The organism is Allorhizobium sp. Av2, assembly GCF_021462805.2.
Classification (GTDB): Bacteria; Pseudomonadota; Alphaproteobacteria; order Rhizobiales; family Rhizobiaceae; genus Allorhizobium; species Allorhizobium vitis_G.
The window spans coordinates 2474335-2495718 of record NZ_CP192696.1 but is presented as its reverse complement, the minus strand read 5'-3'; the positions used below and the strand labels follow the sequence as shown (position 1 = coordinate 2495718).

Below are 21384 nucleotides of genomic sequence, written 5' to 3'. Positions count from 1 at the left end.
AATGAATGGCTATGTTTAACAGGCATGGGTTGTCGCGCCGTGAATTTGCGACATGGATGGGTCGGTGTCTTGCTGTGGGCTCAATGCCGGTGTGGGGCCCCCAGTGGGCGCCCTTGTGGGCCAGGCAGGCTTTGGCGGCTGCCGGACCGGGGGCTGCTGGTTCTGCCCGCCGGGTGATTTTACTCGAACTTTTCGGTGGCAACGATGCCCTGAATACACTGGTGCCTTTCAAAGACCCGGTCTACCGGCATTTGCGCCCAACCATCGGCCTGAAAGGGGATGAGATCCTTCCACTCAATACGGAGCTGGGCTTCAATGCGGCCTGGCGACAGATGGCGGATCTTTATCACAATGGCGAAATCGCCATCATCCAGGATGTCGGCTATCCCGATAACAATCTTTCGCATTTTCAATCGGCGGAAATTTGGGCAGGCGGGTCCAGAAAAGGCATTTCCAGTGGCGGTTGGGTCAGCCAGGTCTTGCAGGCGAACCGGAAGGATGCAGGACCCTTCGATGCAGATGGCGTGGTGTTTTCAGGCAATCAGGACCTGCTTGAGGGCGATGGGATGCGCATCCTGACGGTCGATAACAAGGATGCATTGCGCAGCGGGTCTCCGAGCGCGATGGCTGGAACCGACAAGACGGACGATCACGCCGCGCTCGCCTATCTGACCCGCCTTATGGCCGACCAGCAGGAGGTTATCGGGCGTGTTGCCGCCAGATTGAAGGGTGATAACCGGTTCGAGGCACGGTTTACGCGCGATTATTACATGGACCCGATTGATGCCCAGACGGCTCTTTTGCTCTGGATGGTTGAACAGGATGTGAAGTCGCCACTGTTCAAGATCAGCATCGGCGGCTTCGATCAGCATTCCAATCTGCGGGGCGAACACGAGCGTCTGCTGGCGAAGGTTCAGAGCACGCTGATGGGCCTGCGTCGCGGGCTGAAGGAGATCGGTGTCTGGAACGATACGCTTGTCATTGCCCATTCGGAATTTGGCCGCCGACCGGGTGAAAATGCCTCTGGCGGGACAGACCATGGCTCTTGCAGTCCTGTTATCATGATGGGGGGCGGGATCAAGCCTGGGCTTTATGGCAGCCGCAGTGATCTGGAAAAGCTCGATGCGGAAGGCAATCCGGTTTTCACCACCGATTTTCGCAGTATCTATGCGTCGGTGATCGGCAATTTCTGGCGATTCCCAACCAATCCGATTGCCGCGCAGGGCTTTGCGCCCTTGGCCTTGTTCTAGAGGCTGTCGGGCTCAGTATGACCCTGACAGCCTCCAAAGACTGATCCGAATAATTTAAGGATATTGCTGTGACATTGTTCTCTCCAGTTGCACCTGACGGTGCAGCCGGACAGGCTGCCGCTTTGCGTGCGCCTGTCTTGCTGCAGGATGGCTCTCTCAGAACTTTTGGGTTTGATGATCAACCCTTCGATCAGGCCTCGTCCGAGGGTAGGGAAATTCTTGCTTGCCTCACACTTTTCAACGAGCCTGCCGAGGCGGTGGCGGCGACATTGGCCTGCCTTGCCGCCAATCAGGCTGTGCTGCTCAGCCGAAACGGCCCTATACAACGGCTGGAAGTGGCCATCGTGCTGGATGGCCGCGACCGCGTTCACCCAGAGACCGAGGCACTCTTCAACCGGCTTGGCTTCGATCTCGATTGGGGCTTTGATCCTGAGGCTGGGACTATCGGTCGGCAGGGAGAGGATGAGGTGCGGGTTCGCGTTCAGACCCGGCATATTCCGGTGGATCGGCTGACGGGGGGCAGCGGAAACCCTCTCTGCGTGCATCTGGCGGTGAAGGACCGCAACAGGGGCAAGCTGGATAGTCATGCCTTCTTCTTTCGAGACCTTGCGGAACGCCTGCGGCCAGATTTTGTCTTGCAGATCGATGCCGGGTCCCGGCCTGCTGACGATTGCCTGCCGGCATTGCTGGCGCAAATGCAACGCGAGCCGGACTGTGCAGCCCTTGCCACCAATATCGTCATGCAAGACGCGGCCTTGACCGATTGGCTGCAAAGCTGGCAACAGGCGGATTTTCTCTGGCAGAAACTATCCGATTGGCCGATTGGCAACGGTTTGGGCTATCTCGAAGTCGTGCCGGGGCAGGCCAGCCTGTTCAGAATGTCGGCCTTGAGACGTGGTGAAAACGGCGATCCAATGGCGGCCTATTTTCGCGGTCTCTCCAGGCCGAAGAGCCTGATGGAGGCCAATCTGTTTCTCGCCGAGGATCGGATCATCGGCGCGGAAATCGTCAAAAGCCATCCTGCCTGCACCATCCGCTATCATCATGATGCCAATCTTGTCACCGATGGCTGCGCGACGGTTGGCGAATTGCTGCGCCAGCGCCGCCGCTGGACAAACAGTACGCTTGTGGCGCGCCTGACAGCCGTCGGCAGCCTTGCCGCTCTGCTGTGGCATGGTCGCCTGACGCCTGCGCGCTGGTGTTCGATGGCGCTGGCGCTGGCCTGGACCCTGCTGCAATTGCTGGAACAATGGTTCATCCCGGCGTCACTCGCCCTGCTTGTCTCCCTGACGTCAGGGCTTTGGCAAGGCGAGGCCAGAAATGGCGTTGCGGGCAATGGTTTGGCATGGGGAATGGCAGCGGGTGTGTTGCTGTTCTGGCTTTATTGTCTGGTCAGCATGAAGGCGAGGGAGGAGGGGGAATCTTTCAGCCGTAGGCTGCATGGCTGCTTGCATGGCCTTGGCCTGGGCATTCTTCTGACATGCACGGTTCTGGGGTTTGTGATCTGCCTTGTTGAGGTCGGTCCTGTCATTCAAGGCGTGATCCTGACGGTTGCCCTTATCCTTGGAACGGCGGTCTGGCGCCATTCGTCCCACGGGATGTCGGATCTGTTGAGAGTGTTCGTGATCTATATTCCGTCCGCTCCCGTCGCCAGCTTCTATCTGCTGAGTTATGCGCTTGCCAATTTCCACGATGTCAGTTGGGGCACCAAGGGCTTGGTCAATGACAGCAGGACTGCCATTCCGGCTGGCTGGCCCCGGATGCGGTTACGGCTTTTGGCCCTTTGGGTCGTGAGCAATACGGGCTTGGTCTGGCTGGTCATGGGTGGCATGCCGGGCGGGGCAATCAGCGTCCTGCACTATGCCTGCCTGCCGGTCGTCGGGCAGATCGCCCTTGCGTCCTTGCTGCTGGTATCGGCGCGCTATCGAAACGCCGTTTCACCGTCTCCAGAGGTCACAGTTCGAGCAGATAGCGTGCCGCATCTTCATCGATGATCAGCGCGTTGACATGGCCACCGCGGGCGGCGGCGCGGATGGCGGCGTGTTTGCGTTTGCCGCGCGCCATGCCGATGACGACAGAGGTTTGGCGTGACGGGATCGCCATACTGGCGACACGGCTATTGACCGGGTCGTCCAACAGCTTGCCCTTGGCGTCGAAAATCCAGCCGCAGATTTCACCGGTGGCACCAGCGGCCAGAAGATTGCGCATTTCGGCTTCCTTCAGGAACCCGTCCTGAAGCAAGGGCGCGCTCAGCGTCATCTCACCGATGCCGACGAATGTCACATCGGATTGGCTGCCAAGCGCGATGGTCGGGGCGACCAGCGGCTGACGGTGCAAAAGGTCGCGTTCCTCTGCGCTGGAAACGATGACCGGTAGTGGCATCGGAAAATGCCGGGCTTTCACCGCATCGGCCATGGAAAAGATCACGTTGAAATAGGCCGCCGATCCATCCGGACTGATATTGCCGGTCAGCGAGACGATCTTGTGCTGCGGACAGTCCATCTGCGGCAATTGGTCGATCATAGCACGTAACGTCCGGCCTGTACCCATGGCGATGGTCAGCGGGTCCGGTCGTTTCAGCCAGCGCTCCAGTTCGGCAGCACCCGCCTCGGCAATGCCTGTCGCGGTGGCGTCCGAGCCGGGATCGGTCGGCACGACCTCGACCTGCTTCAGGCCATAGGCCTGTTTCACCGCATCGGCCAGTTCCAGGCAGACGGCAATCGGGTGGTCGAGGCGGACCTTGACCAGTTTTTCGGCAACCGCCAGCGACACCAGCCGCTGGGCGCTCTGGCGGGAAATATTCATCGCCGCGGCGATTTCGTCCTGCGTGCGACCGGCCACATAATAGAGCCAGCCGGCGCGGGCGGCGTCGTCCAGCCTGGCGTTGGAACCTGCTTTGCGTGCCATTAAAAACCTCTTCCCTTGGTGGATGAGGTAGAGGCAAAGGGGATGGGCTGTCAATTGTTTCAGTCCGATACCGGCAGGATCGGTCTTGAACCGCATCTGCAATGAGGGCTATGAAAGTCTGATAACAGCAATGGAGATTGGCCGATGCCCGCACCCGTCAATGGTTTCAAGCAAGCCCTGCGGCAGGAGGCTGTTCTCTACGGCCTGTGGGTGGCGCTGGCCTCTGCGCATGGGGCCGAGCTTTGTGCCGGTGCCGGGTATGACTGGGTGCTGATCGATGGCGAGCATGGGCCAAATGACATTCCGCTGCTTGCCGCCCAGCTTGCCGCCTCCGCCCGTCAATCCGCCCATCAGGTGGTGCGTTTAGCCGTGGGCGAAGCCTGGTTGATCAAGCAGGCGCTGGATATCGGCGCGCAGACGCTGCTGATCCCGATGGTCGATACGCCGGAGCAGGCCTTGGCTGCTGCAAAAGCCTGCCGCTACCCGCCCTTGGGCATTCGCGGCATGGGGGCCGGGCTTGGCCGGGCCTCCGACTTTGGCCGGATCGGCGATTATGTGGCAAGTGCCAATGACCAGATCTGCCTGATCGTGCAGATCGAAAGCCGATTGGCGATGGCCAATCTGGAGGCGATCCTTGCGACTGATGGCGTCGATGCTTTTCTGATCGGGCCTGCGGATCTCGCCGCCGATCTCGGTTTTCCGGGCCGAGCCGATGTGCCGGAGGTTTACGCAGCGGTGGAGGATATTCTGCGCCGGGCCAAGGCGCTGAGCAAGCCCGCCGGAATCATGTCAACCGATCCTGTGATGATCGATCTTGCCCGAAGCAACGGGGCGCGCTTCATCGCCACCCAAAGCGATGTCGGCCTGCTGGTTGCCGCTGCCGCCAACCATTTGCGCAGCGTCAAAGGCGAGGCAGGACCAGAGGCGACTGGCGGTTATTGACAGTCCTGACAGTGAGGAGAGACTGATGGCGCAATCGACGCTTCGCCTGGAAGACAGCTGGAAGGCCGTGGTCGGCGAGGAATTCGAGCAACCCTATATGCACAGCCTCAAGCAGTTTCTGGTCGAGGAAAAGCAGCAGGGCAAGCCGATTTTTCCCAAAGGGCCAGAGTATTTCCGGGCGCTGGATCTGACCCCCATCGACAAGGTGCGGGTGGTGATCCTGGGCCAGGACCCCTATCACGGCGCGGGGCAGGCGCATGGCCTTTGCTTTTCCGTGCGGCCCGGGGTGCGCATTCCGCCGTCGCTGGTCAATATCTACAAGGAATTGCAGGCCGATCTCGGCATTGCCCCGGTGCGGCATGGCTTTCTCGAACATTGGGCACGCCAGGGCGTGCTGCTGCTCAACAGCGTGTTGACGGTGGAAGAGGGCAGGGCGGGATCGCATCAAGGCAAGGGCTGGGAAAAGTTCACCGACCGGGTCATCCATGCCGTGGCCGAAAGCCGCGAGCATGTGGTTTTCATTCTCTGGGGTGCCTATGCGCAGAAAAAGGCGGCTTTCGTCGATCCGGCCCGGCATCTGGTGCTGAAATCCGTGCATCCATCACCGCTCTCCGCCCATAACGGCTTTTTCGGCTCAAAACCGTTTTCAAAGGCCAATGCCTATCTGGAGGCGCATGCAGAGGCGCCCATCGACTGGCAGCTTCCAGCCGATCCTGGACAGGGGTAGGCGTAAATCGGCTTGCAGCTCTGCCATCTTTATCGATAGTCTTGCCGAACAGTCTATCCAAGAATCGCCGCTGACGGGCTGCAAAAGGCAATTTCTGCGCTTCCAGTGCTCACGTACGTTAAGTACGCTCCGCTCCGGTTCTCGAAATCACCATTTTCGCCACGTCAACAGCAATTCTTGAACAGACTGTAAACACACACCGGAGGCACTATGAGCAATCATCTGAAATTCTTCATCGATGGCGAATGGGTTGATCCGGTTCACCCCGCCACGCTTGAGGTGATCGATCCATCAACGGAAGAGGCCTATACGTCGATTTCTGTCGGCTCCAAGGCCGATGTCGATAAGGCGGTGGCGGCAGCCAAGCGGGCTTTCACCAGTTTTTCGCTGTGGTCGGTGGAAGAGCGGTTGGCGCTGCTGAAACGCATGCTTGCCGAATACAACAACCGGTTTGAGGATATTGCCAAGGCTGTCAGCCAGGAAATGGGCGCGCCGCTCAGCTTTGCGCTGGAAAGCCAGGCCTGGGCCGGACGCGCCCATATGGAAGCGACGATTGCCGGGCTGGAGACGTTCAAGTTTTCCGAGCAGCGCGGTGGCACCATGGTGGTCAAGGAGCCGATCGGCGTTTGCGCGCTGATCACGCCTTGGAACTGGCCGCTGAACCAGATCGTCTGCAAGGTCGCGCCCGCCATCGCTGCTGGCTGCACCGTGGTGCTGAAACCCTCCGAGATCGCCCCGATCAGCGGCATTATTTTCTCCGAGGTCATGGAAGCCGCCGGAACGCCGAAGGGCGTCTACAATATGGTCAGCGGCAATGGCCCGGATGTCGGCCAAGTGATGGCTGGTCATCCCGATGTCGACATGGTGTCCTTCACCGGCTCAACCCGGGCTGGGATTATCGTTGCCAAGACGGCAGCGGAAACGGTGAAGCGCGTCGCCCAGGAACTGGGTGGCAAATCCGCCAATATCATTCTGCCCGATGCCGATTTCGAAACGGCGGTGCGCAAGGGCGTGCAGGGATGTTTCGGCAATTCCGGCCAGTCCTGCGATGCGCCGACAAGAATGCTGGTACCCGCTGACCGCCATGACGAGGCGCTGACCTATGCGAAGTCAGAGGCCGAAAGTTTCGTGACCGGCGATCCGCGCAGCGAAGACACCAAGCTTGGCCCTGTTGTCAGTCAGATCCAGTATGACAAGATCCAGGGGCTGATCGAAGCGGGTATCAAGGACGGAGCGACGCTGGTGACCGGCGGGCCGGGGCGTCCGGAAGGGCTGAACCGTGGCTATTACATTCGCCCGACCATCTTCGGCAACGTCTCCAACGACATGACCATCGCCCGCGAAGAAATCTTCGGCCCGGTGCTGTCGATTCTGCCCTACAAAGACGAGGGCGAGGCGGTCGAGATCGCCAATGACACGGTCTATGGGCTGGCGGCCTATGTGCAATCGACCGATATTGAGCATGCCCGCGACGTGGCAAAGAAAATGCGGGCCGGGTCGGTCTATCTCAACTACCCGGATTGGGACACGTTCGCGCCATTCGGCGGCTATAAACAATCCGGCAATGGGCGCGAATATGCCGATTGGGCCATTCACGATTTCCTCGAGATCAAGGGCATCGTCGGCTGGGACGCATGAAGAAGACCTTCAACCCGCCCTCGGTGCGCAGACCCTTCGGCAATTACAATCACGGCCTGCTGGTGCCTGCGGGTGCCAGCCTGCTGGTGACATCCGGCCAGCTCGGGATCGGTGTCGATGACAGTATTCCCAATGATCTCGAAAGCCAGGCGGTTTTGTGCTTCGAGGCGATCGGCGCCATCCTGGCCGAGGCGGGCATGAGTTATGCGGATGTGATCCGCATCGCCGGGTTTGTCACCCGCCGAGAGGATTTTGCATCCTATATGCAGGTGCGTGATCGTTATACGTTGGAACCAAAACCGGTTTCAACGCTTCTTATCGTCACCGGATTTACCCGACCGGAATTTCTGGTCGAAGTAGAAGTGACGGCAGCCAAATCATTCTGAGGTTTTTTCCGGCTTTATTTTATCAAGCCGGAATATTTTCATGTTTATAGGTCGAAGATAAAAGACCTGAACATTTCTTTACATTCCAAAAATTAAGCGTTTCTAGCGTCTAATCTCATATTGAAACATTTATGCAATATGAACGATAGATGAATGACGTGTTCAACGGATGTTATTTAAAATATTCGGAACAAATAGTTTCCTTCTCCGTTATCCCGTCAGATAATCGGAAAGAAGGAATATTCGGATGAAAACCAAAATTGCTCTTATTGTCGCTGCCGCCCTTGCTGGCTCGATTGCAACCTCGGCTATGGCGCAGAACGCCACTGTGACCGGCGCAGCAGGTGGTGCGGTTACCGGTGCTGTTGTTGGTGGTCCAGTTGGTGCAGCCGTTGGCGGCGTTGTCGGCGCAGTTGCTGGCACAGCCATCGATCCGCCGCCGCCGCGCGTTGTTACTTATGTTCGCCAGCAGCCAATGCCAGCGCAGCCTTACGTGACCGATCAGCAAATCGTCGTCGGTCAGCATTTACCGCGCCAGATTGTGATCACCCCGATCCCGGAAGATCCGACTTACGCCTATGCAATCGTCAATAATGAGCGTGTTATCGTCGATCCGCAGTCCTATACGGTCATTGATATCATTCAGTAACGACTTTTTTTTTCTCTCCAGTCATCTTGCCCCACCAGCCTCGTGCTCGTGGGGCTTTTTTTTGATCGGAGCAGGGTGCTCTCGCTCTTTGCCTTTACGCATTTCCGAACGGAAAACCGGTTTCCCCTTTTCTTGGAAATGCTCTGTAGGTTAAATTACGCGGCAGGCCGCTATGGTGTAAAACATACCCTGAAATAGTAGAGATCAGTTTAGCAATTCCCAGCGACAGACGGATGGAAATCTCTATTTTCGACAATCGACATCTTATCGATCCTAGTGCCCTGACGCATTCACTTCGTTCATGCTTTCGTGCACTCGGTTTTTGTTTTAACGCATTTCCGGACGCAAAACCGCTGCGCACTTTTGCTGGAAATGCTCTAGGGGGACCATCTGTGAAGAGAATAATCGCCGTTGCCGTGCTGACCTTCCTTCTGCCAAGCTTGTCTTTTGCCGATACGCTGCTGTTTCCAAGCGATAATCCGGTGGCACGCATCACTATTCCGGCCAGTTGGGAACCGAAGGAAACCGAAACCGGCATTGATGCGACCTCCGAGGATGCCGCCATCTACATTGCCATCGACGTCGCCAATGCCAAGACGACCGACAAGGTGATTGATGACGCTATCGCTTTCTTGCAGGAGAACGGCGTCAAGATCGACGGCTCGACCCAGAAGCAGTTGGACGAAGTCATCAACGGCATGGACATGACCAATTTCGACTGGACCGGCGTCGATGAAGACGGCGCCGTCAATGTCGGCCTGTCGCTGCTCTCACCCCGTCCCGGCAAGCTGCTGGTCATCACCTATTGGGGAACGAAGGGCAAACAGGAAAAGCATGGCGCCGAATTGCAGGAGATCATCTCCTCGCTGAAGGCTGCTCATTAGAGGATCGAACCAAAAGTTAACAATCGTTTTTCGAATAAATCCGATGCGCAAACAAAACAAGACAGACACTACAGCGCCGTGCGCAATACAAGGCGCACGGCGCTGTAACTCTTTATATCGGCTCGATAATTCCCTCTTTAAATTTGAGCCGGTTAGGCAATCATGCACTGAGGCGTAGATGCGCGGCTTGTGTTTTCCGTGTCTGCCGCGGCAGGCTGAAGTGCTCGACCATTCGTTTCAACTGCTGGGCTTGCGACGCCATGGCCGATGACGCGGCGGTCGTTTGCTCCACCATGGCGGCATTTTGCTGTGTGGTCTGATCCATCTGGCTTACGGCGCTGTTGATGTCTTTGAGACCCGACGATTGATCTTTGGCCGATGCAGCAATGGAGCCGATGAGAATGCCTATTTCCTGAATATTGCTGCTGATCGACTGGAGTGTGCTGCCGGTATTGCGCACCAGACGCACGCCGTTATCGACCTCGGAGGAGGATGCCGCGATCAGTTGCTTGATCTCGCGGGCGGCCTGCGCGCTGCGCTGGGCCAGTTCGCGCACTTCTTGGGCCACAACGGCAAAACCCTTGCCTGCTTCTCCGGCACGCGCTGCTTCAACACCGGCATTGAGCGCTAAAAGATTGGTCTGAAATGCGATTTCATCGATGACGGAAATGATGCTGGAGATTTTGCCGGAGCTTTCTTCGATACGGCGCATTGCATCTTCGGCTTCGGTCACGACGGTGCTGGATTGAACGGCATTTTCAGTCGCCTTATTTGCCATGGCATGGGCTTTGAGCGTGTTGTCCGTCGATTGCTGGATATTGGAGGTGAGGACGTCGAGAGAGGCTGCCGTTTCCTCCAGCGTCGCCGCCTGACTTTCGGTTCGGCGGGAGAGATCATTGGCACCGGAGGCGATTTCCCGGCTGTTGTCGTCAATAATCACAACGGTATCGACAACGCTGGACAAAACATGGCCGAATTGCTGGATCGTGTCGTTCAAATGATGACGCAGTCCTTCGAACTGTTGATCGAAAGGTTCATCGAGCCGAAAATTCAGCTCCCCCTTTGCCAAACGGGTGAGGGCCTGCTCCAGGCCAAGGGTTGCCTGTTTCAGCTTGGCATTCGCGTCTTTTTCAGCCGTTTCAAAGGTGAGGATGCGTTCTTCAGCGGCTTGTGTCTGCATTTTAAGATTATCCATGCGAAGCGCTTCGCTTGCGGCCTGCGCTTCCTGGGCCTTCAGCGTCAGGTCTTCCGCCTTGCGTGTAGACGACGTCAGAATGTGGATCAAAATAGCGAGGGCGGCGGTCTCGAAAATCAGAATGGCGGCATGCAGAATGACGCGGGAAAAATCGGATGAACCGGGAAAAACGGCGAAGGGAACAACAAAATAAAAGGCGGTATGGTGGATGGCGACCACCAGCGAAAAGGCGATAATGGCGGGCAGATAAATCCACATCGCGGAAATCGCAAGCACCGCAAAGAAATACATGTGCATGTCGATTTGCAGCGAGGACCCGCGAAATTCGTAAACCAGCATGGCAACGAGTACTGCATTGGCGATTGCGGTCGCCATCATGGTTTGACTGCCGGTTTTGTCCTGCCGCCAGAAGAACAGGCACAGGAGGGCCATGGCCAAAGATATACCGATGTCAAGCAGCGCCTGTGATTGTTCATGAAGGATTGCGGCTATGGCGACAAGGGCTGCATTGATCCAGACCATAGTTATGATGCCCGGCGCAATCTTCCGCCGTAAATCCAGCAAAGCGTTCATTCTGGTTTGGTCCCCGTGTTGTAGTGGCGGATTTGACGAATGTGCTATGGTTTACTTAAAGAAAGTTGTATGCAGCGAAAATTCCAGAAAATTTCACGTTTTTCGTGTGGCGCTCTTTTTATCTGCCTGTGCTGGCTATGGTGAGGCAGGTGTTCTGCAACGGGCTGCCCAGAACAACCAAGGCGCCAGCCGATCTTAACCGGGTGGCAAAGTCAGGGTGTTGTGAATAGGCGATGGCAACCCAACTCATGGTGCCTTGTTGAACAAAGGCGCCGTCCGCCGATGCAATGATTGCCATGGTTGCCGCTGGCGACGAAAAAGGTGGAGCGACTACAAGCAGGTATGAACCGCGCGGCCACAGAATGGCGGACATCATGGCCATGACAGCAAAGAAGAAAAATAGTGCTGTGGGTAGAAAAGATTTTACTTTCGCAATAACCGGATTCTTAGAAGCCGAAGATGCATCTGCATCTTCGAGCCGCCGTGCCGATATTATAATATTGCTCATGTGCTTTAATCGCTAATCGGTTTTCAGATATTTCAAACTCAGTTTATTGTTAATTCAATCTAATTTATTATCTTTTAACATTGCTCGCATCATCTGCGGCATCATCTCTGCACTTGATGAAACGCACGATGCGGCAGGCTGAGACTGCTATCAAAACCGCTCCATCACGCCCCCCACCTTATCCAGAAAGGCGGCGCGGCTTTGTTGCGTGCAATTGTTCATATCGTAATGGGCAAGAAATTTTACCGGCGCGCCGAGCTTGATCTGAGCGCGGATCACACGGGTGACGGATTTCTTTGGCGGGTTGCCCGCAAGAAATGCTCGTAACGGGGTTGCGCCATAGGTCATCACCGCCGCCAGTTTGCGGATATGGCGCAGCGTTGGCGTCAGTTTTCCATCGATCAGTTCGAACGTGACCCCCGGCAGCCAGACACGGTCGAAATAGCCGCTCAGCATGGCGGGAAAGCTGAAATTCCACACGGGAGTGACGATAACAAGCCCTTCAGCCGCCTTCAACCGCTCGACATAGGATTTCACCGGCTCGATATTGTCTGGATAATCATGATAGATCCGCCGCTCTTCAGCCGAAAGAACCGGGTCGAAATCCTCATCATACAAATTGCAGCCATCGACCTCATGGCCGGCTTTCTCCAGGCTTTGGCAGGTCTTGTAGTAGAGCGCCCGGTTGAAGCTTTCAGCCAAGGGATGAGAGTGAAGAACGAGCACGCGCATGCAAAAGTCCCTGGTTTGCACCCGCCGGTTCCCCGGAGGGTTCTGTCAAAAACATCCGCGTCGTTTGTCCCGATGCCTTCTTCCACCTGCTGGCTGGAGGAAAGGTCATGTTCATTGCATGATCAGGGACAAGCCCCGCCAGGAGTACCTTCGGACTGTGAAGACGGCCTCATGCCGTCAAGCCGTTGCGTTCTAAATCATCTCCGGTTGAAAGTGCAAGGATTTCAATCGTCTCCCATCGATTGTAATCCGGGAAACAGATAGTTGCGCCCGGCGGAAAAGTCGAAATCGGGATTTTCCCAGGCGATCATCTTGCCGGGATTGAGCAGGCCCTTGGGGTCGGTTTCCTGTTTGAAGGCCAGTTGCACCGTATCGGTCTGCTTCATGCCGCCTTCTTCCAGCGTATAGCGATGCGGGTTGAAGATCGGGCAGCCGTTGTCTTCGTGGATGCGGATGATCTCCTCCAGCCGCTCCTTGGTGGTGTAGCGCACCAGCGGCAGGCCGGAGCATTGGATGGCGCCATCAAAGCGCATGAATTCCAGGTGGCCGATCACCTCATCACCAAAAATTTCGGTCATCTTCCCGACCTTTTCGACATGATCCGGCCCTGGATATTGCACTTGCAGATAGGTGATCGAAGGATCGACCTTCAGCGCACGCAGCGTCGTATGGTTCCAGGCCAGTTCATAGGCATGGGGAATGCCCTTCATGCTCTCCACGGTGTCGGAGCGGAAGCGTAGGTCGGCCTTCATTTTCTCGGCATAGGCAAGAAACGGTCCCATGGAATGCGGGGCGACCATCAGCACGACCACCGATTGGCCTTCCTTCAGCCAGGGCTTGTGACGGGTGAAATAGTCGTAAGGTACGGGAGCGGCGATGGGTGCCACTTCCTTCAACAGAATACCGTTGCGGTGGCTGAGCGCATCGGCAAAGCGAACGGCGTCCATGTAGTCGTCATAGCCGACGATGACGTCCACCCAGTCATAGGCAGGGGCCAGCGGCATTTCCACTTCGGTGATGATGCCATTGGTGCCATAGGCGTGGCTGACTTTTTGCAAATCCCAGGCGGATAGTTCCAGTACGCGTGGTTCCGCCTCCATGGTGACGACCCGCAGTTTCAGGATATTGCCGAGATCGCGCAGGCCACCCCAGGTGATCGAGCCGACTCCGCCCGAGCCGCCAGCGACAAAGCCGCCGATGGAAGCAGTCTGGGCAGTTGAGGGGTGGAAACGCAGTTCCTGATCGGAATGGGCGCGTGTCTGGCGATCCAGTTCGGCGATAACGATGCCCGGTTCGCAGATCACCCGGCCTGGGTGAATCTCTTTCACCTTGTTCATGTTGATCAGGTTCAGCACGATGCCGCCGGAGAGCGGCATGGCCTGACCATAATTGCCAGTACCTGCGCCGCGTGGTGTCACCGGCACGCCATGGGCATAGGCCACTCTCAGCGTGCGGATCACCTCTTCTTCGCTGACCGGAGAAACCACGAGGTCCGCCGTGACATGGTCCAGCTCGGCCTTCAGGATTGGCGAGTACCAGTAGAAATCCCGGGACTTCTGCTTGACCAGCGCCGGATTGTCCTCGACGGCGATCCCGGCCAGTTCAGCTTTGATTTTTGCGTAATCGGGCATTGTTCAATCTTCCATCACATGGTCAAGGTCGCGGTAGTCAGGCACCTGCGCGTCGATAGCCTGACCGGAGCGCAAAACGATGCGGTCAGCCTGCGGACGCGATAAAAGCTCGCTCCAGGTTCTCGCCGAAAACATCACCAGATCCGCCTTGGCACCGACCTTGATGCGGCCATGGTCGGGGCGACCAAGAATATCGGCGGGGCTGCGGGTGACAATCCGGGCCGTGCTGTCCAGCGGGTGATCGAGATGGATGATCCTGACCGCTTCGCGCAGCACTTCCACACAATCGAGATCGCCATAGGCGTAGAACGGATCGCGTGTATTGTCGGAGGAAACTGCCGTCTGAACACCTGCCGCCGCCAGTTCATGAAACAGGGTGACGCCGCGTTGGCGGGGTGTGCGGCCAGCATGCCGGTCCTGCAAATACATGTTGCACATCGGCAGTGACACGACGGCAAGCCCGGCTTCCGCAACCTTGTCGATGGTGGCCTTGGCGATATCGTTGCTCTGCTGGGTCAGCGAACAGCAATGACCAACCACCACCGAACCTTGAAAACCATTGCGCAGCTTGGCTTCGGCAATGGATTTCAAGGTCAGCACGGAAGCGTCCTGCGTCTCATCGACATGCAGGTCAATGTCGAGGCCGTGATCGCTCGCGGCGCGAAACAACAGGTCCAGCCGGTGGTCCAGATCCGGCGAGACCTGAGTGACGCCGCCGAGAATGCCCTTGTGCGCAACAAGCACCTCCAGCAGATCCCTAAAAAACGCCTGATCGGTGATGTCGTCGAAGGGGAAAAGGGCGACCGCCTGAAGGTCGATCCGCCCCGCCCACTCCTTGCGTATCTGCGAAAACACCTCAAAGGAAATCCGGTGCTGGGGGGCGCTGCTGTCAAGATGGGTACGGATCAGGCTGGTGCCATGCGCATAGGCGCAGCGCAGCGAAAATTCCATCCGCGCCCGCACATCGTCCGCCGACCAATTTGCCTCGCGGTCGTCCTTCACGGCGCTCAATGCGCCGATGAAATCACCTGTTGGATTGGGCTGACGTGGCCAGATATGGCCCTTGTCGAGATGGGTATGCATGTCGGTAAAGGTCGGCCAGACCATGGCGTCGCGCAGATCGATGATCGGCTGGTCCGCGCCGGTCTTGTCATCAGATGCGGTGCCGGCCTTAATAATGGCTTCGACCTTGCCGTGGTTAATAATCAGATCGGCGCTGACCAGCCCTTCGCGGACCGGTCCAGCGGGAACGTCATCCACCGCTTCAACGGGTAGGGTGGCGCGCGTCAGGGCAAACCGCCCGGTTTGCGGAATGTCGGCAAACAATCTGGTCATCAGTTTTCTCGCTTGATGCTGCTTTCATGCCAGCGATGCAGCGCCAACCATGAGATGAAGGAGGTGATGGCGAAAATCACCACGCCGAGACAGGACAACAGGAACAGGGCGGCAAACAGCCGGGGAATGTTCAGTCGGAATTGCGATTCCAGCAGCCGGAAGGCAAGTCCGGAGCCCGCACCGGCCGAACCCGCCGCAAACTCCGCCACCACGGCGGCAATCAGCGCCAATCCGCCACCGATCTTCAGACCGGTCATGAAATAGGGCAGCGAGGCGGGCAGCTTCAGATAAAGCAGGGTTTGCAGCCGCGAGGCGCCGTAGAGATCGAACAGGTTGAGGAGATTATGATCGACGCTTTTCAAGCCCTGCACCATGTTGGAGAGGATCGGGAAAAAGGCAACCAGAAAGGCGCAGATCAGCAGCGCCACCTGCGTTGACGGTGCATAGATCAGGATCAGCGGCGAGATGGCGACGACAGGCGTGACCTGAAGGATGACCGCAATTGGGTAGAAAGCCGTTTCAATCCATTTCGACTGGACGAGAAATACCGCAATGCCGACACCACCGACCAGTGCCAGAACCAGCGCCATCAGAGTGATCTTCGTCGTCACCCAGAGCGCCGGTCCCAGAATGCCCCAATCCGTATAGAGCGCTTTGGCGACCACCAAGGGTCCGGGCAGGATATATTGGGGTACTTCGGACAGAATGACGCTGACATGCCAGATCAGGATCAGTATGGCCACGACGGCAAGGGGGATTATTACCCGGAGAGTGGTTTCTCCATGGCGGGCAAACACGCCTTGTTTTGGCATGGCCAGGCTTTCAGCGTCGGCTGGTGTTTCAATCTCCGGGGTCATCCGTGATGCTCCAATCCCGCCTTGGATGGGCCGCCGTCGAGAGGAAAGCCGATGGCTTCCAATAGGACATTCGAGGCCTTTTCGCAGACCTGCCGGTATTCTTCCGAGGTTCGGTAATGGGCGTCGCGTTCCAGGCTGGTGGCAATGGTGAAATCCGCATGCACCCGGCCGGGCCTTGCCTTCATCACCACGATGCGATTGGAGAGATAAGCGGCCTCGAACACCGAATGAGTCACGAAGATCACGGTAATGCCGGTCTCGCGCCACAGCCGCAGCACGTCGTCGTTCAGTTTTTGCCGGGTGATTTCGTCAAGGGCAGCAAACGGCTCGTCCATCAGCAGCAGTTTCGGCTTGGTCACCAGGGCGCGGGCAATCGACACCCGCATTTTCATGCCGCCGGAAAGCTGGCGCGGATAGGCATCCGCGAAATCCTTCAGTCCCACCGTGTCAAGGGTTTCGAGAACGGTCGAGGTTGCAGCTGCCTTGGAAATCCCTTGCAGACGCAGTGGCAGATAGACATTGCCGAACACCGTCTGCCAGGGCAGCAGGGTCGGTTCCTGGAAGACGAAGCTGATATCGCCTTCCGGCAGGCCCTTGGCATTGATGCGGGAACTGGGCCAGTCGACCGTGCCGCTGGAGATGCCGCCGAGACCGGCAATAATCCGCAGCGCCGTCGATTTGCCGCAGCCGGAGGGGCCAAGCAGGCTGACGAATTCACCCGCGTCGACGGTGAGTGACATGTTGGACAGCGCCACCGTGCCGCTGGAAAACACTTTGGACACGCCTGTTAGCATGACAAGGGCGCGCTGGCGGTTTTCAGTGCGAGGCTTTTGCAGTGGTTCAGTCGGGGTCATTCCGGGGCCTGTCGTTAAGGGCCTAAAGTTTGTCTTGGGGGAAAGAGTTTGCCTTGGAAAAAGAGAAACCCGATTTTCCCGAAAAGACAAACGCAAACAAGAGAACAGAGTGTCTGTCTGGCTCGATTTGAGCCTGACAAACACGGATAAGGACGAAGGATCTGTCCTCCTTATCCACACGCTGTGGCGGCGCCTCTATCCGGTGCGCCGCCCTGTCTTTGCTTCTTCAGCTTTACTTTTTCAGGTTAAGGCCAACGCCCTTGCAGACGAACTTGGTTGTGTAGGCCTTGTTGTAATCCAGCTTGGCATCGACAACGCCGATCTGAACCATGGTATCGAAGAATTTCTTGTAATGCTCATCGGTCATGCAGCCGATGCCCTTTTCCAGGGTCGGGCCGGAATCGACGATGCCATATTCCTTCATTTTCTCGATGGAAAAGGCGATCTGGCTATCGGTGATCTCAGGATTATCCTTTTTGATCAGTTCATTGGCCGCTTTGTTGTCACCGTAGAGATATTTGTACCAGCCCTCGGAGGAGGCATCGATAAAGCGCTGCACCACATCAGGCTTCTTATCGACCATGGTCTGGGTGGTGGTAATCATCGTCGCATAGGGCGTGTAGCCATTGTCGGCCAGCAGGAACAGTTTCGGCTTGAAGCCGCCCTGCTTTTCGATCTCGTAAGGCTCAGACGTGATATAGCCTTGCTGGGCGGATTTCTTGTTGGCGAGGAACGGTGCCGGGTTGAACGTATAGGGCTTGTATTGCTCGTCCTTGAAGCCCGGATAGTTCTTCTTCATCCACTCGAAATAGGTGGTGTAGCCTTCCTTGCCCATGAAGATCGTGTCGAGCTTGGCGAGATCGCCAAATTTCTCGATCCCCTGGTCAGGATGGGCAATCAGCACCTGCGGGTCCTTCTGGAACATGGCCGCGACGTCGATCAACGGAATGCCCTGCTTGATGGCATCCAATTGTTGAAGCGGGCTGCCCATGTAGAAATCGACCTTGCCGGCGATCAGCAATGCCTGGTTTGCCGCATTCGGGCCACCCTGGACGATCTTCACCTTCAAACCGTATTTTTCATAGGTGCCATCGGCCACGGCCTGGTAAAAGCCGCCATGCTCGGCCTGGGCCAGCCAATTGGTGCCGTAGCTGACCTCGTCCAGCGCCATGGCCGGGCTGCCAAGGCCAAGGGCCAGTGCGGTCGCGGCCAAAGTGTTGACAATTGTCTTGTGCAGTATGGTTTTCGTCATGTGTGTTTTCCCCTGATCCCTCGGATCGCGTGCTGCCGCCCGATGTCCCATGCCGCTGAAATGGCTCCGCTCAAAATGGCTCCACTGAAATGGCCCGCCGCGTTTTATGCATTTGAGCGGTTGCCTTGCGGCTTGAAAAGCATCAAATTTCGTCCGCTTCGATGCCTTAATGGCATCGCTTGCTCGCTCTGTATGTGAAATGTTCAATCTGCCTAAAAAATGGACTGGTGTGTTACGCCATGCTTCACTCCCGTAAGCTGCTTTATATAGACGAGATTGCCCGTTGCGGTTCAATTCGTAAAGCCGCCGCTAGACTTAACGTTGCATCTTCCGCTGTCAACCGGCAGATTCTGGCACTGGAAGATGAGCTGGGTGTTCCCCTGTTCGAGCGTCTGCCGCGCGGCTTGCGACTGACGGCGGCGGGGGAACTGTGTGTCGAGCACATCCGTGAAGTTCTGAAGGGCTATGAACGTCTGGAAGCCCGTATCCGCAGCCTGAAAATGCCGCAGGTGGGAAAGGTATCGCTGGTCGCCACGGTGGGGCTGGCCGCCGGTCCCCTGCCGGAAATCATTGCCCGGTTTCTGGACGCGCATCCGCGCATCAAGGTGCATTTGCGCAATGACAGCGGCTCCACCACCCTCAATCCGGTGCTGACGGGCGAAGTGGATATCGGGCTGGGCTTCAACATCCCGGCAACGCCAGGTATTCGCACCATCGCCAATTTTGATATCCCTGTCGGCGCGGTTTTACCGCCCGGTCATCGGCTGGCGCGTGAAAAAGGCCCGATCAATCTGGTCGATGTGGTGCAGGAAAAACTGGTGCTGGCTGAGCCTGGCACCAGCCTGCGCAATGTCATCAATCTGGCGCTTGCCAATCTGCCGCTGCCGGTCGAGCCGCTGCTGGAAACCAATGCCTCCGAATTGCTGAAGCAATTGGTCAAATGCGGCACGGCGCTGACCCTGCTCAACCCCCTGGATGTGATTGTCGAATGCCGCAAGGGCGAACTGGTGTTTCGACCGCTGGCCGAGCCGCATTGCCGCCATCAGCCGATGAAACTGTTTGCCCGGGCGCGGGCGCCGCTCGATGCGGCGACTAGCCTGTTCGTTGAATATCTGGTTCAGGAAATCCAGGCCCTGGTGATGGAATTGCAGGGCAGGGGATATCTTGCCGCGGACCGTTCTTATTCCGGGGAGTAAAGCGCCGACAGCGGATAGTCCCTGACGTCACGCAACAGCTGGATGAAGCCGGAAACCTGATGACGGCAGATCGCTTCACCCTTTTCCGCTGTCCCTTTCGAGGCATCGCCGACCACGCCAGCCGGATTGAGGTCATGGGCGATCCAGGCCAGCGAGTGGGGGGGTAAGGGCTGGAGAAAATCCGAGCGTTCCTTCATCCATTCCGCCTTGGAGACGAAGTTTTCGGCCTTGTCCATCCGCACCAGTTCGGGGCGGAAATGCAGCATCAGCGAGGTTTCCACTTCGCCGCCATGAATGCCATAGCGGTTTTCATGATCGGAAATCATGCCATCGGGGTTACCGAACCGGCTCCATTGGGTGGACACCACTGCCATCTTGTGGCGGACGCGCAATTCGCGCCCGACAATGCTCATGATATCGACATTGCCACCATGGGAATTGACGATGACCAGCTTGCGCAGGCCCGCTTCCGCCACCTTGGCACCGATGGCGGTCCATGCCGCAATCAGCAGATCCGCGCTGAGTGAGAGCGTGCCGGGGCCATAAACATGTTCATTGGCCTTGCCGATTTCCTGAGTGGGAAGAACCAGGAAGTCCAGGTCATACGGGCGCTGGCGCTTCAGCTCTGTCAACATGCCATTGGCAATCGCCACATCGGTTGCAATTGGCAGATGTGGCCCATGCTGCTCGGTGGAGGCAATCGGCAAAACGGCGATGGTGCTGCCAGGTGACAGGCTGGCGAAATCATAGGTGTTCAATTCATTCCAGTAAAATGGCTTGGTCATGATGCTTCCCCATTGATTGGCTAAAATCGATCAAAGTTGATATTGGATCAGATAGAACTTTCGATCTTTTTGTAATCGCTCGTCTTTTTACGAAAGCTGGGATCCATTTTTCTCTCATAGTCCTAGGGATAAGCTCTGTTCATGTCGCGGAAAAGCATCGATTTGCGCGCGCCGCGATGCTGAAAAGCGCGCGATTCGAACCGATGTTAACCTTAATGGTTGGTAATTATCACGATTAGCCCTGCGCGTGGTTGAGAAGCGCTTGTGACAGGCGTAAAACGGTTGCGGGAAGCTGGAACCATTATGATAAAGTTGTTGCGTAAATTTCTCGACGTCGGATCGGAAACCGGTGTGGCTGGCATGCGTAGTCGTGTGGATATCGATCCCAAGGCGTTTTCCGCGATCTATGCGGTGGGGGATGTGCATGGTTGCTATGCTGAGTTGCTGGAAGCGGAATGCCGTATCCTGCACGATGCCGGCAGTATCGATGGTCCCAAGCTGATTGTCATGCTGGGTGACTATGTCGATCGTGGGCCGTCCTCGCGCCGGGTGATCGACCACCTGATGGCACCGCTGGCACCCGGTTTCGAGCGGGTATCGCTGTGCGGCAATCATGACGATGTATTCTGCCATTTTCTCGACGATCCCTCGGCTGGACGGCGCTGGCTGGATTTCGGCGCGGCGGCCACGCTTTATTCCTATGGCATCGACATCGACCACGCCTTGCACCAGGCCGGCAGTTTCAAGGGGCTCTCCTCGGAATTGGCACGGGCCATTCCTGAAAGCCATTATGCCTGGCTGAAATCCCTGCCGGTCATGCTCAAGGTGGGGCAATTTCTGTTCGTGCACGCAGGCCTGAAGCCGGGCGTCGCGCTGGAAGCCCAGGCCGATGAAGATCTGATGTGGATTCGGGAGCCCTTTCTGGGGCGTGGCCCGGAGCTGCCCTATACGGTTGTACATGGACATACCCCGACCGATGCGGTCACCTTCGGCAAGAACCGGATCGGCATAGATACCGGTGCCTATGCCTCAGGACGCCTCGCCGTTTTGCGGATTGCCGATGGACATACGAGCCTGATCTAG

At 57.1% G+C, this 21384-nt stretch carries 20 protein-coding genes; 10 read left to right on the top strand and 10 right to left on the bottom strand.

Annotated elements, in window-relative coordinates; translation table 11 throughout:
* The first annotated feature begins 5 nt into the window (after window positions 1-5).
* Both FS819_RS11910 and FS819_RS11905 read left to right on the top strand, forming a co-directional pair.
* The gene (locus tag FS819_RS11910) at window positions 6-1250 is read left to right on the top strand and encodes a DUF1501 domain-containing protein (RefSeq protein ID WP_156546965.1); all 1245 of its coding nucleotides are present in this window, start codon (window positions 6-8) and stop codon (window positions 1248-1250) included.
* Between the two features lie 68 nt (window positions 1251-1318).
* A complete protein-coding gene (locus tag FS819_RS11905) occupies window positions 1319-3244 on the top strand; it encodes a glycosyltransferase family 2 protein (RefSeq protein WP_156546963.1) in 1926 nt (641 codons plus the stop codon).
* On the opposite strand, the gene FS819_RS11900 is transcribed toward FS819_RS11905, so the two are convergent.
* The gene (locus FS819_RS11900) at window positions 3204-4157 is read right to left on the bottom strand and encodes a sugar-binding transcriptional regulator (RefSeq protein ID WP_156546961.1); all 954 of its coding nucleotides are present in this window, start codon (window positions 4155-4157) and stop codon (window positions 3204-3206) included. The two genes, FS819_RS11905 and FS819_RS11900, sit on opposite strands and share 41 nt — an antisense overlap.
* Window positions 4158-4301: 144 nt before the next feature.
* Here FS819_RS11900 and FS819_RS11895 point away from each other — a divergent pair, with 144 nt between their 5' ends.
* The 6 genes from FS819_RS11895 (at window position 4302) to FS819_RS11870 (ending at window position 9383) form a co-directional block, all read left to right on the top strand.
* Entirely contained in the window at window positions 4302-5099 is a 798-nt protein-coding gene (locus tag FS819_RS11895; RefSeq protein WP_156546959.1) for an HpcH/HpaI aldolase family protein, read from the top strand.
* A gap of 25 nt (window positions 5100-5124) precedes the next feature.
* Window positions 5125-5826: a uracil-DNA glycosylase gene (ung, locus tag FS819_RS11890; protein WP_156546957.1), complete on the top strand. Its 702-nt coding sequence runs from the start codon at window positions 5125-5127 to the stop codon at window positions 5824-5826.
* Window positions 5827-6036: 210 nt separating this feature from the next.
* A complete protein-coding gene (locus tag FS819_RS11885; protein ID WP_156546954.1) occupies window positions 6037-7464 on the top strand; it encodes an aldehyde dehydrogenase family protein in 1428 nt (475 codons plus the stop codon).
* Window positions 7461-7850 carry a RidA family protein gene (locus FS819_RS11880; RefSeq protein ID WP_156546952.1) on the top strand — a complete coding sequence of 130 codons (390 nt, stop codon included), beginning with the start codon at window positions 7461-7463 and terminating at the stop codon, window positions 7848-7850. Before FS819_RS11885 ends, FS819_RS11880 begins: the two co-directional genes overlap by 4 nt.
* 247 nt (window positions 7851-8097) lie before the next feature.
* Complete coding sequence (locus FS819_RS11875) at window positions 8098-8499, top strand: DUF1236 domain-containing protein (RefSeq protein ID WP_015916973.1); 402 nt, start codon at window positions 8098-8100, stop codon at window positions 8497-8499.
* A 392-nt stretch (window positions 8500-8891) separates the two neighbouring features.
* Window positions 8892-9383, top strand: coding sequence for a histidine kinase (locus FS819_RS11870; protein WP_234624517.1), 492 nt, complete (start codon window positions 8892-8894; stop codon window positions 9381-9383).
* Between the two features lie 160 nt (window positions 9384-9543).
* Here FS819_RS11870 and FS819_RS11865 read toward each other — a convergent pair whose 3' ends face one another.
* The 8 genes from FS819_RS11865 to FS819_RS11830 all read right to left on the bottom strand — a co-directional run bounded on the left by FS819_RS11865 (window position 9544) and on the right by FS819_RS11830 (window position 18320).
* A complete protein-coding gene (locus FS819_RS11865; RefSeq protein ID WP_156546950.1) occupies window positions 9544-11151 on the bottom strand; it encodes a methyl-accepting chemotaxis protein in 1608 nt (535 codons plus the stop codon).
* Between the two features lie 118 nt (window positions 11152-11269).
* Window positions 11270-11659: a hypothetical protein gene (locus FS819_RS11860; RefSeq protein WP_156546948.1), complete on the bottom strand. Its 390-nt coding sequence runs from the start codon at window positions 11657-11659 to the stop codon at window positions 11270-11272.
* Window positions 11660-11809: 150 nt separating this feature from the next.
* A complete protein-coding gene (locus FS819_RS11855) occupies window positions 11810-12391 on the bottom strand; it encodes an NAD(P)H-dependent oxidoreductase (RefSeq protein WP_156546947.1) in 582 nt (193 codons plus the stop codon).
* Between the two features lie 224 nt (window positions 12392-12615).
* Window positions 12616-14022 carry an FAD-binding oxidoreductase gene (locus FS819_RS11850; protein WP_156546945.1) on the bottom strand — a complete coding sequence of 469 codons (1407 nt, stop codon included), beginning with the start codon at window positions 14020-14022 and terminating at the stop codon, window positions 12616-12618.
* A gap of 3 nt (window positions 14023-14025) precedes the next feature.
* Window positions 14026-15357 carry a cytosine deaminase gene (locus FS819_RS11845; protein ID WP_156546943.1) on the bottom strand — a complete coding sequence of 444 codons (1332 nt, stop codon included), beginning with the start codon at window positions 15355-15357 and terminating at the stop codon, window positions 14026-14028.
* On the bottom strand, window positions 15357-16169 hold the full coding sequence (locus FS819_RS11840; protein WP_234624533.1) for an ABC transporter permease: 813 nt from the start codon (window positions 16167-16169) through the stop codon (window positions 15357-15359). Before FS819_RS11840 ends, FS819_RS11845 begins: the two co-directional genes overlap by 1 nt.
* Before the next feature lie 41 nt (window positions 16170-16210).
* The gene (locus FS819_RS11835) at window positions 16211-17068 is read right to left on the bottom strand and encodes an ABC transporter ATP-binding protein (RefSeq protein WP_156546940.1); all 858 of its coding nucleotides are present in this window, start codon (window positions 17066-17068) and stop codon (window positions 16211-16213) included.
* 232 nt (window positions 17069-17300) lie between these two features.
* The gene (locus tag FS819_RS11830) at window positions 17301-18320 is read right to left on the bottom strand and encodes an ABC transporter substrate-binding protein (protein WP_156546938.1); all 1020 of its coding nucleotides are present in this window, start codon (window positions 18318-18320) and stop codon (window positions 17301-17303) included.
* A gap of 239 nt (window positions 18321-18559) precedes the next feature.
* On the opposite strand from FS819_RS11830, the gene FS819_RS11825 reads away from it, so the two are divergent.
* Entirely contained in the window at window positions 18560-19516 is a 957-nt protein-coding gene (locus FS819_RS11825; RefSeq protein WP_156546936.1) for a LysR family transcriptional regulator, read from the top strand.
* Here FS819_RS11825 and FS819_RS11820 read toward each other — a convergent pair.
* Window positions 19501-20301, bottom strand: a complete 801-nt coding sequence (locus FS819_RS11820; RefSeq protein ID WP_156546935.1) for a creatininase family protein — start codon at window positions 20299-20301, stop codon at window positions 19501-19503. The genes FS819_RS11825 and FS819_RS11820 overlap by 16 nt on opposite strands.
* Window positions 20302-20604: 303 nt before the next feature.
* Here FS819_RS11820 and FS819_RS11815 point away from each other — a divergent pair, with 303 nt between their 5' ends.
* Entirely contained in the window at window positions 20605-21384 is a 780-nt protein-coding gene (locus tag FS819_RS11815; RefSeq protein ID WP_087728957.1) for a metallophosphoesterase family protein, read from the top strand.

What these genes read in the sequence shown, in the direction of transcription:
- FS819_RS11910 (WP_156546965.1), top strand. Translation starts at nt 6, where the DNA reads ATGGCTATGTTTAACAGGCATGGGTTGTCGCGCCGTGAATTTGCGACA.
- FS819_RS11900 (WP_156546961.1), bottom strand. Translation starts at nt 4,157, where the DNA reads ATGGCACGCAAAGCAGGTTCCAACGCCAGGCTGGACGACGCCGCCCGC.
- FS819_RS11895 (WP_156546959.1), top strand. Translation starts at nt 4,302, where the DNA reads ATGCCCGCACCCGTCAATGGTTTCAAGCAAGCCCTGCGGCAGGAGGCT.
- ung (WP_156546957.1), top strand. Translation starts at nt 5,125, where the DNA reads ATGGCGCAATCGACGCTTCGCCTGGAAGACAGCTGGAAGGCCGTGGTC.
- FS819_RS11885 (WP_156546954.1), top strand. Translation starts at nt 6,037, where the DNA reads ATGAGCAATCATCTGAAATTCTTCATCGATGGCGAATGGGTTGATCCG.
- FS819_RS11880 (WP_156546952.1), top strand. Translation starts at nt 7,461, where the DNA reads ATGAAGAAGACCTTCAACCCGCCCTCGGTGCGCAGACCCTTCGGCAAT.
- FS819_RS11875 (WP_015916973.1), top strand. Translation starts at nt 8,098, where the DNA reads ATGAAAACCAAAATTGCTCTTATTGTCGCTGCCGCCCTTGCTGGCTCG.
- FS819_RS11865 (WP_156546950.1), bottom strand. Translation starts at nt 11,151, where the DNA reads ATGAACGCTTTGCTGGATTTACGGCGGAAGATTGCGCCGGGCATCATA.
- FS819_RS11860 (WP_156546948.1), bottom strand. Translation starts at nt 11,659, where the DNA reads ATGAGCAATATTATAATATCGGCACGGCGGCTCGAAGATGCAGATGCA.
- FS819_RS11855 (WP_156546947.1), bottom strand. Translation starts at nt 12,391, where the DNA reads ATGCGCGTGCTCGTTCTTCACTCTCATCCCTTGGCTGAAAGCTTCAAC.
- FS819_RS11850 (WP_156546945.1), bottom strand. Translation starts at nt 14,022, where the DNA reads ATGCCCGATTACGCAAAAATCAAAGCTGAACTGGCCGGGATCGCCGTC.
- FS819_RS11845 (WP_156546943.1), bottom strand. Translation starts at nt 15,357, where the DNA reads ATGACCAGATTGTTTGCCGACATTCCGCAAACCGGGCGGTTTGCCCTG.
- FS819_RS11840 (WP_234624533.1), bottom strand. Translation starts at nt 16,169, where the DNA reads ATGCCAAAACAAGGCGTGTTTGCCCGCCATGGAGAAACCACTCTCCGG.
- FS819_RS11835 (WP_156546940.1), bottom strand. Translation starts at nt 17,068, where the DNA reads ATGACCCCGACTGAACCACTGCAAAAGCCTCGCACTGAAAACCGCCAG.
- FS819_RS11830 (WP_156546938.1), bottom strand. Translation starts at nt 18,320, where the DNA reads ATGACGAAAACCATACTGCACAAGACAATTGTCAACACTTTGGCCGCG.
- FS819_RS11825 (WP_156546936.1), top strand. Translation starts at nt 18,560, where the DNA reads ATGCTTCACTCCCGTAAGCTGCTTTATATAGACGAGATTGCCCGTTGC.
- FS819_RS11820 (WP_156546935.1), bottom strand. Translation starts at nt 20,301, where the DNA reads ATGACCAAGCCATTTTACTGGAATGAATTGAACACCTATGATTTCGCC.
- FS819_RS11815 (WP_087728957.1), top strand. Translation starts at nt 20,605, where the DNA reads ATGATAAAGTTGTTGCGTAAATTTCTCGACGTCGGATCGGAAACCGGT.